The sequence below is a fragment of the Curtobacterium sp. GC_Cur_3 genome, assembly GCF_026544205.1.
Classification (GTDB): domain Bacteria; phylum Actinomycetota; class Actinomycetes; order Actinomycetales; family Microbacteriaceae; genus Curtobacterium.
The window spans coordinates 124937-136752 of record NZ_JALNUI010000004.1; the positions used below are offsets into that span (position 1 = coordinate 124937).

An 11816-nucleotide genomic window follows, 5' to 3' on the forward strand; every position below is an offset into this window, starting at 1 on the left:
CTGAACTGCGGGTCGCCGGGCGCCGTTGCGCCGTGGACGTGCTGAGGGTCAGGCGACCGTGGCCAGCGCGAACGGGAGCACGGCTGACGCCCCCGCATGGCGGAGCTCGCGTCCCGCAACGGTCATCGTCCACCTGCTGTCGACGATGTCGTCCACGAGCAGCACCGGCCCCTGGTGGGACTGCAGTGCCGCCCCGAGCTCTGGCCCGACCGTGAAGGTGTCCCACACGCCACTCAGCCGGTAGGCACTGTTCGTCGCACCGTCACCACGCGGGACCCCGCCGTCACGGTCCAGCGTTCCGAGGAACTCGAGCTTGCCGATCGATGACAGCGCTGACGCCAAGGACGCGACGAGCTGGGGCCGGGAGCGCGACGACATCGCGACGACCCCGGTCGGCCGTGTCTCCCACGGCCAGTCACGGAGGGCGCGGATGCAGCCGTCGAGCAGCTCGCGGGACACGGGGGCGTCTGGCACACCGGTGGCGAACAGGGCGCGGAGGGGACCGCCCCAGCCGAGGTCGGTCAGCCGGGCGACAGCACGCCCCGGGGCGACGACCTCGCCGGGGCCGAGCTTGCCGCGGACGGGGACGTCGAGCGCCGCCATTCCGGACGGCCACTGCGCCCGCGGTGCGATCTCGACCCCGACCTGGTCGAGCGCCGACGACGCCCCCTCCGCCGCAGCGCCGGGCACGTCGGCGGGGTACCAGATGCCCGCACAGTTGTCGCAGCGCCCGCAGGGCTCCGCGGACGGGTCGTCGAGGTCCTGCTGCAGGAGCTGCATGCGGCAGGCGTCAGTCGACTCGTAGTCGAGCATCGAGGAGGCCTCGGCGGCACGGGCAGCGGCGACGCGTGCGTAGCGCACCTCGTCGTACTCCCACGGCTGCCCGGTCGACACCCACCCGCCGGTGACACGGCGGACGGCACCGTCGACGTCGAGCACCTTGAGCAGGAGCTCGAGGGTGGAGCGCTTGATGTCGACGAGGCCCTCGAGCGCGACGGTCGACATCGCCGAGTCCGTGGAGAGGGCGTCGAGCACCGCAGTGGCACGCGACTGGGTCGGCATGGAGGCGCTGGCGAAGTACTGCCAGATCTCACGGTCCTCGCGTCCGGGCAGCAGGATCACGTCGGCGTTGTCCGTGGCGCGGCCCGCACGACCGATCTGCTGGTAGTAGGCGACGGGGGAGGAGGGCGCGCCGACGTGCACGACGAACCCGAGGTCGGGCTTGTCGAAGCCCATCCCGAGCGCACTTGTGGCGACGAGGGCCTTCAGCTCGTTGTTCTTGAGCTGCTGCTCCAGCTGTTCGCGTTCGTCCGTGTCGGTCCGGCCCGTGTAGGCCCGCACCGCGTGGCCGCTCTCGCGGAGCAGCCGCGCGATGTCCTCGGCCGCGGAGACCGTCAGCGTGTAGATGATGCCGCTGCCGGGCAGGTCGCCGAGGTGTGCCAGGAGCCACCCGAGCCGAGCGCGGGCGTCGGGCAGCGTCAGCACGCCGAGGCGCAGCGAGGCCCGGGCGAGGGAGCCGCGGATGGTGAACACCGGGTCCGCGGGGCCGGCGGTCAGCTGTTCGGCGACGTCCTCCACCACGCGCTCGTTCGCCGTGGCGGTGGTGGCCAGCACGGGGACGCCGTGCGGCAGCGACCGGATGAGCTCGGCGAGCCGGCGGTAGTCGGGCCGGAAGTCGTGGCCCCAGTCGGAGATGCAGTGGGCCTCGTCCACCACGAGCATCCCCATCCGGGCGATGAGTGCCGGCATCTGCTCGTCGCGGAACTTCGGGTTGTTCAGGCGTTCGGGGGAGACGAGGAGCACGTCGACCTCGTCCCGCGCCAGCTTCGCCTGGGTGTCGGACCACTCGTGCGCGTTGGCCGAGTTGATCGACACCGCCCGGACGCCTGCCCGTGCTGCGGCTGCGACCTGGTCCCGCATGAGTGCCAGCAGCGGCGACACGAGCACGGTTGGACCGCCGCCACGCCGGCGGAGCAGCAGGGTCGCGAGGAAGTAGACCGCCGACTTGCCCCACCCGGTGCGCTGCACGACGAGCGCGCGCTGGCGGTGCTCGACCAGGGCCGAGATGGCTTCCAGCTGCCCGGGGTGGAAGACCGCGTCAGGGCGACCGGTCAGGGCGAAGAGGGCTTCGCGCGCCTCGGTCGCGAGCTCGGCCGACGGCGGAGCCGTGGGCGCCGCTGCCGCACCCAGCGCGGACGCCGACGGCGCAGCCGTGGACGCAGACGGATCGGACGGTCCGGAGCCGAGCACAGGAGAGGACATGCCCCCATGCTGTCAGCACCGACCGACGGAACGTGCCCCGAGCCTCCAACCTGTGGACAGACCGGAGGATGTGGAGAGCCGACCGGTCGAGGACGCCCCGATCACCCCGCTACTGGTACGTGACGAGCGAGGGCGTCGGTGTCACCTGGGACATCGTCTCGGACGGCGACAGCATGGGCGAGTCTTCGTCGAAGAAGTTCTTCCAGCCCCAGTGGATCCCCTCGGGCGCGTTGACGTGGAGCGCCTTCCACGTCGCCTGCTTGTCCGGCTGGGACCCCTGCCCGTCGACGTGCACGAGCATGTCGAGCTCCGGATGTGACCGGAGCGACGAGCGGTCCTGGATCATCGACAGCCGGAACTGGTGCAGGACGAGGGCCTTCGGCGGCAGGTCCTCCGATCGGACGAGGTCGGCCAGCCACGCGGACACCGCGTTCACCTCGTCGGCGCTCACTGACCCGATCTGCTTGAGCGGGACCTGGTCGGGTCCGAGTCGCCACTCCGGGTCGAGCGCGAGCCACACCCCGGGTCGCTTCAGCAGTGACTCGTAGCGCTTCGCCTGTGACAGGAAGTCCGAGCGACCCGGCTGCAGGTCGATCACCACCGGCATGCCCGCGTCGTGCGCGGCGTCCACGTATGGCTCGAGCGTCGACACCGGCAGCTCGGTCGAGTAGTCGCCGTCAGCACCCGCGTCGCCGGCGGCGACCGTCGCGATCAGCTCGAACGCGGGCGACACCGGCTCGTCGCTGAGACCGTCGTACGTCGTCGCGAGCTCCCGGACCCGCCGCACCGACGCCGAGGGGTCCTGCTCGCCGAGGACCCCGAGCACCGGAGCGCCCGGAGCGCCGTACATCGCGACGTACCGGTGGCCGTCGAACGGGCGCTGGCCGCCGTGGGGCAGCTGCCAGCCGCTCTCGGCCGCCCGCACGGTCCACCGCGGGTCTCCGAGGCCCGCGAACGCCGCACCGACCAGGACCGTCGACGAGTCCTCTCGGTCGTGCAGCGCACGGATCACGTCCGGCGCGGCGGCCGGATCGGTCACGCCCTCCGGCATCGTCACCACTGTCGCACCCGCCGCCTTCGCGGTCCCGACGACGGCAGCGTCGTCCGATGCGTCCGCCACCAGGACGGTCGCCGGCCGGGAGGCTCGGGGTGCGTCCGCCTCGTCCGTGTCCTCCGATGCCGATCGCTTCTCGACCGGTACGTCGATGTGCACGGTGCCGACGGTCTGGTACCAGCTCGCGTCGAGACGGTCCAGCTCGTCCGCCACTGCTCGGCGCCGCTCGGCGTCGACGAGCAGCACCGGGACGTGGGCAATGCGCGCAGCGCTCGCCGCCGTCCGGATCGACCGGGCATCGTCAGCGGGGGCGAGGTATGCACCCGGCGCCGAGGCGAACAGCGCACGACTCGCCCGGATCGCCCGTTCGGCGCGATCTCGCTGCGTCGCGACTGTGATCGTGCCGGCGGAGGCATCGGTCAGAGTCGCGGGGGTCTCGGACGGTGCTGTCCCGGCGCATCCGGCTGTCCCCAGCAGGAGCCCTGAGGTTGCGAGCACGACGACGGAACGGGTGGATCGGGAACGCATCGGGCCACCCTAGGCGAGCCGTGCGCGACGGGTCGAACCGGGTGGCGCGGCGAGGGCTCGTCGTCCGCTATGCTTGTCGGGCTGCTCCGCGCTCGGTCGGGTGCGGGTGGCGGAGTCCCTCGGGACTCCGAGTTCTCCGGAACTCGCGGGCTGTGGCGCAGCTTGGTAGCGCACTTGACTGGGGGTCAAGGGGTCGCAGGTTCAAATCCTGTCAGCCCGACCGAACCGAAGTGAGAAGCCCCGACGGAACATCGTTCCGTCGGGGCTTCTCCGTTCCCCTCGGGGAATCCCCCTGATGCGGGACGCACAAGGGGTTCGCGGTCAGATGACGAGCAATCGGGAGATCTGCCCGCTGTTCAGCTGCTGCGCGGCTCCGCCACCTGCGGGGACCCGCCAGAGGCCTGGCGTGGGTCCGGTGTCGACGTTGAAGAACACGTCTCCGGCGGTGTCCGCAGCTCCGATCCACGGCCCACGACTGCCGGCCGTCACCCCGGTGACCGGTGCGGTCGTCGCCGCGCCACCGGCGGTGATCTTGAGGACGTCGGGGATGCTGCGGTCGACGTGGCAGCCCACCTGGCTGACACTCGACTCGGCCGGAGCAGTGCACCACTCCTTCGACTGCAGGAGGAAGAACGCGGAGCTGTTGACCGCCGCGTACTGGAACGCGATCCTCGGTTCGATCGTCACCTGCTTGGTGGCTCCGGCCTTCAGGAGGAACCACTGCCATGCTCCTGCGCCGCCAGAGGGTCGTTCGTTGAGGTACAGGTCACCGCCGGGACCGATGAGGATCGCGGACGGGTTGCCCACGTAGGAAGTGCTGCTCTCCACCAGAGTGCGACTCGTGACCTCGGAGCCCTTCGTCGTCCCGACGTCGATCCGCCCCAACGTGCCGGAGACGAAGGCCAACGTGCCGTCACCTCCGACGGCCCACATCGGGTTCGCCGCTGTTCCCGGGCCGGAGATGCCCGTCGGTGTCGTTGACGTTCCGGTCCCGGGTGCCGTGCCGAGGGTCTGGGCCGCGGGGACCGTGCCGATCGAGCCACCGGGCGTTCGCCAGTAGAGGTTGCCGGCGTCATCGGAGCGGAGGTCGGCGGTGAGCTGCAGACCGGTTGCAACGGTCCTCGCGGGGCTTCCGTCCGCGGGGTAGGCGACGATGGAGGTCAGGTCAGCTGAGGGAACGAAGACGTCCCCTCGCCTGTTCGCGGTGAAGCCGGCACCGGCGGTCGTGACGGTCGTCGCATCCCCCACACCGGTGGTCGGGTACCGGAGGACGGCACCGGTCGCGGTGAGTGCGAACAACGACTGTCGCTGCGCTGTCGGGCGGGTGGGCGTGTACTGGACGGTCGCGGCCGCGCTCGAGGTCCGTCCGGCGACTGCGCGCACCGCGAACGTGTACGTCGTCCCAGGGGTCAGTGCTCCGAAGTCGTCCTTCCGGGCCGATGCCGGAAGGTGGTCGACACCGTGGTGCGGCTGGCGCTCTGCGGGGCTGATCGTGACCGTGTACCCGGTGACCTTCGCCTTCCCGGTCGGAGCTCGCCAGGTGATGTCAGCGGTCGCCGCGGAACCACTCGCCTGGACGGCGATGGGTGCTCCTGGCGCTGGCGGTGGTGCTGCGTGCGCAGGGACAGCGCCTCCGAGGACGAGCCCCGCGACGGCGGCGGCTGTGAGTACGACTCTGTACATGAGCTTCCCCTCTCCGCCCGAGCTCCCATGCGCCCGAGTTGAGCTCATGGAACCGCGTCAGGAGGTGCGTCAGGGGTCCGCGGGGCACAACGGCGGGAAACGATGCGGCAGCCCGCACGCTCCCGGAGCGCGGCAGTTCCCTCTGAGGTTCGCGAAGTGGTCCGGGTGGGGGAAGGAGCAGGGGTAGCAGTGCCGCGCCGAGCTCGCGTGGTCGCCGGTGAACGGGCCGCGGAGCATGGTCACCACCAGCCAGATGACGTGCCAGAAGTGGACGCTCTGCAGGAGCTCTCCGGTGATGGCCGCGACGATCAGGGCAGCGGCGGCGATCCGGTCGGTGGCCACGACTCTGGCGCGCATGCGCCGATGGTGACGTCGCGGCGGGACGGGGTCGTCCGCGGTACCACCGAGACGACCTGTCACGACCGCAGTTCGGCCGTGCGGAGCACGCCCGCGGCGAGGACGATGGGCAGCACCACTCCCAGGAGATGATGCGCCATGCAGTTCCTCGTCAACGTGATCGACGACGGCCAGGCCGAAGCCGCCGGCCGGACCCACTCCGCCACCGCCGCCGAAGCCGAGGCGGTCCAGGCCCTGAACGAACGATTGCAGGCGGACGGTCGCATCGTGTTCGCCGGCGGCCTCGCCGCCCCCACAGACAGCGTCGTCGTCGACACCAGGAGCGGGGACGCTATCGTCAGCGAGGGCCCCGTCGTCGACGCGGCCGAGTACGTCGCGGGGTTCTGGGTGCTCGAGCTGCCGGACGTCGAGACGGCACGGTCGGTCGCTGCCGAGGCCTCCGCGGCGTGCAACCGGAAGATCGAGCTGCGACCCCTGCTGTGAAGTGCCCGAGCAGCGCCGGGCCGCGCGTGACGATCATCGGAGTCGTCGCGTCCCGTTCACGGGCGCGGCATCCCGCCCTCGGACAGGAGACACCATGAGCACCACCGACCACGACGACACCACGACCAGCCGGCCGTCCTTCCGGGACACCGTCACCGCGGGCCTGGCGCAGAAGGCGCTCGAGCCGGTGCTGCGCGCCGTGCGGGACGAGATCGCCGCGGCCCGGCGGGAGATCAGCGAGCGTGCGACGAGCGCGAAGTCGGGGCTGCTGCTGACGGGTGTGGCGGTGGCGTTCGCGCTGACGACCCTCGTGCTGCTGGCCGGGTTCGTGGTCGCGCTCCTGGCACTGGTCCTGCCGGTGTGGGTGGCGGCGGGCATCACGTTCGCCGTGTTCGCGATCGTGACGGCGGTGCTGCTCGTCCTGGGGCTGCGCGGCATCCGCCGTGGGGTGCCGCCGGTGCCGTCGGACACGATCCGCTCCGCGAAGGACCGCCTGACCGACCGGTCGTAGCCACGCAGCGGGAAGGGTCCGGCGACTCCTCCCGCCGCGCGACGGATCTGGTCGGTCCAACGCGGGTTCTGCGAACCGGATCCGTCAGGCGCACAGACGAGATCACGGTTCCGCGCCGTCACATCCCGAGCTGCTCCCGCAGGTACGGTGCCGTCCGGCTCACCGTCGACGCGGCGACCTCGCGGGGGGTCCCGACGGCGACGACCTGCCCGCCAGCGTCACCGCCGGCCGGCCCCATGTCGATGACGTGGTCCGCGCCGGCGACGACGTCCATCGCGTGCTCGACCACGACGACGGTGTTCCCCGCGTCCGTGAGCCGGCCGAGCTGCGCCGCCAGGAGTTCGACGTCCGCCGGGTGCAGCCCCGTGGTGGGCTCGTCGAGCAGGTAGAGCGTGTGCCCAGTCCGCGCCCGCTGGAGTTCGGTCGCGAGCTTGATGCGCTGCGCCTCGCCGCCGGAGAGTTCCGGCGCCGGCTGTCCGAGGCGGAGGTACCCGAGCCCGACCTCGCGCAGGGTCTCCAGCCCACGCGCGGCGATCGGCAGGGGAGCGAGGAACGGTGCGGCCTCGTCGACGGTCATCGCGAGGACGTCGGCGATCGACGCGCCCTGCCACCGGACCTCGAGGGTCGACGCGGTGTACCGGCTGCCGTGGCACTCCGGGCACGGCGCCCAGCTGCCCGGCAGGAACAGGAGCTCGACGGAGACGGACCCCTCGCCCTGGCAGACCTCGCACCGGCCGCCGGCGACGTTGAACGAGAACCGTCCGGCGGTCCATCCTCGTGAACGGGCCTCGGGCGTCGCCGCGAACGCCGCGCGGACCGCGTCGAAGAGCCCGGTGTAGGTGGCGAGGTTCGAGCGGGGTGTCCGACCGATCGCCTTCTGGTCGACGACGACGACCCGGTCGATGAGGGGATGGTCCGCCGCCAGGCTGGGCAGGACCCCGCCGACCAGGGACGACTTGCCGGACCCGCTGACGCCGGTGACGGCGGTGAGCACCCCGAGCGGCAGGTCGACGTCGAGGTCCTGCAGGTTGTGCCGACTCACCCCGCGCAACGAGAGCGTCCCGACGGGCTCCCGAACCAATGACCCAGACCCAGACCCAGAACCAGAACCAGACCCAGAACCAGACCCAGAACCAGAACCAGAACCACCAGACCCCGCCCGCAGGTACCGCCGCGTCACCGACGCCTCGACCGACGCCAGCCCGTCCACCGGACCGCTGTACAGCACGGTCCCGCCACCGGCTCCTGCACCGGGCCCGACGTCGACGATCCAGTCGGCCCGCCGGACGATGCTCATGTCGTGCTCGACCACGAAGACGCTGTTGCCACTCGCGCGGAGGTCCTCGAGCACCTCCATGAGCGACTCGGCGTCGGCGGGGTGCAGCCCGGCGCTCGGCTCGTCGAGCACGTAGACGACCCCGAACAGTCCCGAGCGCAGCTGCGTCGCGATGCGCAGGCGCTGGGTCTCGCCGGGGGAGAGCGTCGGCGTCGAGCGGTCGAGCGCCAGGTACCCGAGCCCCAGCCCGGTCAGCACCTCGACCCGTGTGAGGAGGTCCGAGGCGATGGCCACCGCGACCGAGGAGCGCTCGCCGGAGGACGCCTTCGACGTCGCCGCGGACGCGTCCGTGATCGCCGCGATGGGCCGCAGCACGTCCGCGAGGTCGGTCAGCGGCAACCCGTTCAGCCCCGCGATGGAGTGTCCGCCGACGGTCACGGCCAGGGCGGCGCGGGTCAGCCCGGTCCCGTGGCAGAGCCCGCACGGCCCGGACTCGACGAACCGCAGCACCTTGTTCCGCTGCGTCTCGCTCTGCGAGTCCGCCAGGGTGTGCAGCACGAACTGCCGGGCGCTCCAGAACCGTCCCTTGTAGGGCTTCGCCACGCGGTCGCGCTTGGGGTGCACCTCGACGACAGGCTGTTCCTCGGTGAACAGCAGCCAGTCGCGGTCCTCGCGGGACAGCTCGCGCCAGGGCCGTTCGATGTCGTAGCCGAGTCCGGCGGTCACGTCGCGCAGGTTCTTCCCCTGCCAGGCGCCGGGCCACGCGGTGATCGCGCCGTCCCGGATGCTGAGGGAGTCGTCGTGCACGGCGGATGCCTCGGTCACCTCGTGCGCGGTGCCGAGCCCGTGACAGCGCGGGCAGGCGCCGGCGACGGTGTTCGGCGAGAACGAGTCGGACTCCAGCCGGTCCGCACCGTCCGGGTAGGTGCCGGCGCGGGAGAACAGCATCCGCATTGAGTTCGACAGGGTGGTCAGCGTGCCGACGGTGGACCGGGCGCTCGGTGCACCGCGACGCTGCTGCAGTGCGACGGCCGGCGGCAGCCCGGTGATCGAGTCGACGTGCGGCGTCGACCCCTGCGCGATGAGCCGGCGCGCGTACGGCGCTACGGACTCCAGGAACCGCCGCTGCGCCTCCGCGAAGACCGTCCCGAACGCCAGCGACGACTTGCCCGACCCGGAGACGCCGGTGAACGCGACGATCCGGTCGCGTGGGACGTCGACGTCCACGTCGCGCAGGTTGTTCTCGCGGGCACCGCGGACACGGATGAAGTCGTCGTGCCCGGGGGAGTCGGCAGGGGTGGTTCGCGAAGTGGGCATCCCCTCGAGACTAGGCGCGCACCGTGCACGGGGTGACCACCGGACGGGAGGCTCGTGGCGGCGCCGCCACGGGCCTCCCGTCCGGTGCGGCTCAGCCGAGCAGGGCCGTGAGCTGCTCCACGACCAGGTCCGGTCGGGTGATGAACGGGTGGTGCCCGGTGGGCAGCTCGACGGAGCGTGTCGCGCGCGCCGCGTGCTCGCGCTGCAGCGCGACCGAGGTGCTGCGGTCGTCGGTGCACACGATCACGGTGGAGTCGACGTCCTGCCCACCGGCCCGGGTCGTCGGTGTGACGAAGGCGGCGGCGGACTGTGCGGTGACGCGCTCCCAGGCGCCCTGCTGGGTGGCGGCGTCGGCGTCCTGCAGGAACCGGGCTCCGAAGGACGCTGCGTCGTACCCGCTGACGCCGAGCGTGCCGTCGCCGTGGTCGGCGATGGCGACGGGGTCGGACTCGCCGCTCATGATCCCGGCCTGGGCCTGTCCGACGGCGGGCAGGTACGACGACACGAGGACGAGGTGCCGGACGGCGGGGTGGTGTCCGGCCTCGGCGATGACGGTGCCGCCGTAGGAGTGCCCGACGACGATCGCGCCCGTGTCCGGGTCGACGGCGTCGAGCGCACGACGGAGTGCTGCGGCGTCCTCGACCAGGCCACCCTCGGGCGTGCCGGACTCGGTCGCGCCTGACTCGGTCGTGCCGGTGTCGGTCGTGCCGGTCTCGCGCTCCCCGCAGGACGGCAGGGCGACCGCGCGGCTGCGGATGCCGGTGGTCTCGTGCAGCAGGTCGGCGGTGGGCTGCCACCACCAGGCGCCGTCGCGGACCAGGGCGCCGTGCACGAAGAGGAGTTCCATGCGCCGACGCTACGACCGGGGCCGTCCCCACGCGGCCCGGTTCGCCCACGGCGTGATCAGCCCCGGCGATCTACGGTGGGGGCATGAGCAGGTTCCGGACGGTCCTCGTCGCCGTCGCCCTCGGCGTGTGCATCCCGCTCGGCGCGGTCGGGGTGGCCGTCGCCGCACACCCGGCGCTCGGGACTGCCGAGCCGAGCCCGACGATCACCGGCCCCCGCGCCGGCACCTCGGTGGTGACGATCGGCGACTCGATCATGGCGGGCTACGGACTCGACGACACGTCGAAGGCCTGGCCCGCGCTCCTCGCCCGCACGGACCACGTCCGCGTGACGAACCTCGGGTGCAGCAGCGGCGGGTTCCTGGCGGTCGGTGCCTGCGGGACCGACTTCGCCGGCCTCATCGCCCAGGCGACGGCCGCGCACCCGTCGATCGTCCTCGTGCAGTCGACCGACAACGACATCGGCGAGACGGCAGCCTCGATCGAGACCGCGACCGGGGCGACCGTGCGGGCCCTGCACGCGGCGCTGCCGAAGGCGCAGATCGTCGGCATGAACACGCTCTGGGACCAGCCGGGCGCCGTGCCGGCCGAGGTCGCGCAGAGCACCGCCAGCCTCCGTCGGGCCGTCCACGCCGTGCACGGCACCTTCGTCGACATCGGGCAGCCCCTGATCGGCCACGCCACGCTGCTGCAGGACGACAGCGAGCACCCGACCGTCGCGGGACACCGCGTGCTGCTGACGACGATCGTCAAGGACCTGCGGCGCGCCGGCGTCCGCCTCTGAGTCGGGCGCGGAGTTGACTGGTGCCATGACCACGATCGCCATCATCGGTGCCGGCCGGGGCCTCGGTCTCGCCGTCGCCCGCCGTTTCGCCCGCGAGGGCTTCGCCGTCGCCCTCGTCGCCCGCAACCAGGGCCGCGTCGACGACCTCGCCGCCACGCTGCAGTCCGAGGGGCACGCCGCCGCCGGGTACACCGCCGACGTCCGCGACGGCGACTCGATCCGCTCGGCCCTTGAACGTGCCAGCGCGGACCTCGGCCCGATCGAGGTGCTGCAGTACAGCCCGCTGCCGGCGAAGGAGTTCATGCGTCCGGTGCTCGAGACGACCGAGGCGGACCTCGTCGGTCCCATCGAGTTCTCGGTCTACGGCCCCGTCGCCGCGGCACGCCAGGTCATCCCCGGCATGCGGGCGATCGGCCACGGCACCCTCCTGTTCGTCAACGGCGGCAGTGCCGTCCGACCGGGCGCCCGCGTCACCGGCACCTCGGTCGCGTTCGCGGGGGAGAGCGCCTACGCCCAGCTCCTGCACGACGCGCTCGCCGCGGAGTCCATCCACGTCGGCCAGATCATCATCCCGTTCGGCATCGACGACGGCGATCCGGCCCACTCCGCCGAGTCCCTGGCCGACCGCCTGTGGTCGATACACGCCGATCGCGGCGAGTTCCGCGTCTACGCGGAGGCCCTGCCGTCCTGATCAGGGACACTGGAACGAGACCACC

Annotated in this window: 10 protein-coding genes and 1 tRNA gene; 5 read left to right on the top strand and 6 right to left on the bottom strand. The window is 72.1% G+C overall.

Going from position 1 to position 11816, the window contains the following annotated elements:
* Positions 1 to 48: 48 nt before the first annotated feature.
* Both OXR63_RS03285 and OXR63_RS03290 read right to left on the bottom strand, forming a co-directional pair.
* Complete coding sequence (locus OXR63_RS03285; RefSeq protein ID WP_267420044.1) at positions 49 to 2262, bottom strand: RecQ family ATP-dependent DNA helicase; 2214 nt, start codon at positions 2260 to 2262, stop codon at positions 49 to 51.
* 109 nt (positions 2263 to 2371) lie between these two features.
* Complete coding sequence (locus OXR63_RS03290) at positions 2372 to 3844, bottom strand: hypothetical protein (RefSeq protein WP_267420045.1); 1473 nt, start codon at positions 3842 to 3844, stop codon at positions 2372 to 2374.
* A gap of 146 nt (positions 3845 to 3990) precedes the next feature.
* Between OXR63_RS03290 and OXR63_RS03295 the strand changes: the two genes are divergently transcribed.
* Positions 3991 to 4064 (top strand) — tRNA-Pro (locus tag OXR63_RS03295).
* Positions 4065 to 4165: 101 nt separating this feature from the next.
* Here the strand turns inward: OXR63_RS03295 and OXR63_RS03300 are convergent.
* Both OXR63_RS03300 and OXR63_RS03305 read right to left on the bottom strand, forming a co-directional pair.
* Positions 4166 to 5527, bottom strand: coding sequence for a fibronectin type III domain-containing protein (locus tag OXR63_RS03300; RefSeq protein ID WP_267420046.1), 1362 nt, complete (start codon positions 5525 to 5527; stop codon positions 4166 to 4168).
* 69 nt (positions 5528 to 5596) lie between these two features.
* Positions 5597 to 5884, bottom strand: a complete 288-nt coding sequence (locus tag OXR63_RS03305) for a hypothetical protein (RefSeq protein ID WP_267420047.1) — start codon at positions 5882 to 5884, stop codon at positions 5597 to 5599.
* Positions 5885 to 6022: 138 nt separating this feature from the next.
* Between OXR63_RS03305 and OXR63_RS03310 the strand changes: the two genes are divergently transcribed.
* Positions 6023 to 6367, top strand: coding sequence for a YciI family protein (locus OXR63_RS03310; protein WP_267420048.1), 345 nt, complete (start codon positions 6023 to 6025; stop codon positions 6365 to 6367).
* 94 nt (positions 6368 to 6461) lie between these two features.
* Entirely contained in the window at positions 6462 to 6878 is a 417-nt protein-coding gene (locus tag OXR63_RS03315) for a phage holin family protein (RefSeq protein ID WP_267420049.1), read from the top strand.
* A 118-nt stretch (positions 6879 to 6996) separates the two neighbouring features.
* Here the strand turns inward: OXR63_RS03315 and OXR63_RS03320 are convergent, their stop codons facing one another.
* Together OXR63_RS03320 and OXR63_RS03325 are read right to left on the bottom strand one after the other, a co-directional pair.
* Positions 6997 to 9471: an excinuclease ABC subunit UvrA gene (locus OXR63_RS03320; protein WP_267420050.1), complete on the bottom strand. Its 2475-nt coding sequence runs from the start codon at positions 9469 to 9471 to the stop codon at positions 6997 to 6999.
* A gap of 91 nt (positions 9472 to 9562) precedes the next feature.
* A complete protein-coding gene (locus tag OXR63_RS03325) occupies positions 9563 to 10318 on the bottom strand; it encodes an alpha/beta hydrolase (RefSeq protein WP_267420051.1) in 756 nt (251 codons plus the stop codon).
* 83 nt (positions 10319 to 10401) lie between these two features.
* Between OXR63_RS03325 and OXR63_RS03330 the strand changes: the two genes are divergently transcribed.
* Positions 10402 to 11100: an SGNH/GDSL hydrolase family protein gene (locus tag OXR63_RS03330; protein ID WP_267420052.1), complete on the top strand. Its 699-nt coding sequence runs from the start codon at positions 10402 to 10404 to the stop codon at positions 11098 to 11100.
* 25 nt (positions 11101 to 11125) lie between these two features.
* Positions 11126 to 11791, top strand: a complete 666-nt coding sequence (locus OXR63_RS03335; protein WP_267420054.1) for an SDR family NAD(P)-dependent oxidoreductase — start codon at positions 11126 to 11128, stop codon at positions 11789 to 11791.
* Positions 11792 to 11816 lie beyond the last annotated feature (25 nt).

Bases quoted from the DNA above. Each gene is read 5' to 3' on its own strand.
- OXR63_RS03320 (WP_267420050.1), bottom strand. From the start codon at position 9,471: ATGCCCACTTCGCGAACCACCCCTGCCGACTCCCCCGGGCACGACGAC.
- OXR63_RS03315 (WP_267420049.1), top strand. From the start codon at position 6,462: ATGAGCACCACCGACCACGACGACACCACGACCAGCCGGCCGTCCTTC.
- OXR63_RS03290 (WP_267420045.1), bottom strand. From the start codon at position 3,844: ATGCGTTCCCGATCCACCCGTTCCGTCGTCGTGCTCGCAACCTCAGGG.
- OXR63_RS03285 (WP_267420044.1), bottom strand. From the start codon at position 2,262: ATGTCCTCTCCTGTGCTCGGCTCCGGACCGTCCGATCCGTCTGCGTCC.
- OXR63_RS03300 (WP_267420046.1), bottom strand. From the start codon at position 5,527: ATGTACAGAGTCGTACTCACAGCCGCCGCCGTCGCGGGGCTCGTCCTC.
- OXR63_RS03330 (WP_267420052.1), top strand. From the start codon at position 10,402: ATGAGCAGGTTCCGGACGGTCCTCGTCGCCGTCGCCCTCGGCGTGTGC.
- OXR63_RS03325 (WP_267420051.1), bottom strand. From the start codon at position 10,318: ATGGAACTCCTCTTCGTGCACGGCGCCCTGGTCCGCGACGGCGCCTGG.
- OXR63_RS03335 (WP_267420054.1), top strand. From the start codon at position 11,126: ATGACCACGATCGCCATCATCGGTGCCGGCCGGGGCCTCGGTCTCGCC.
- OXR63_RS03305 (WP_267420047.1), bottom strand. From the start codon at position 5,884: ATGCGCGCCAGAGTCGTGGCCACCGACCGGATCGCCGCCGCTGCCCTG.
- OXR63_RS03310 (WP_267420048.1), top strand. From the start codon at position 6,023: ATGCAGTTCCTCGTCAACGTGATCGACGACGGCCAGGCCGAAGCCGCC.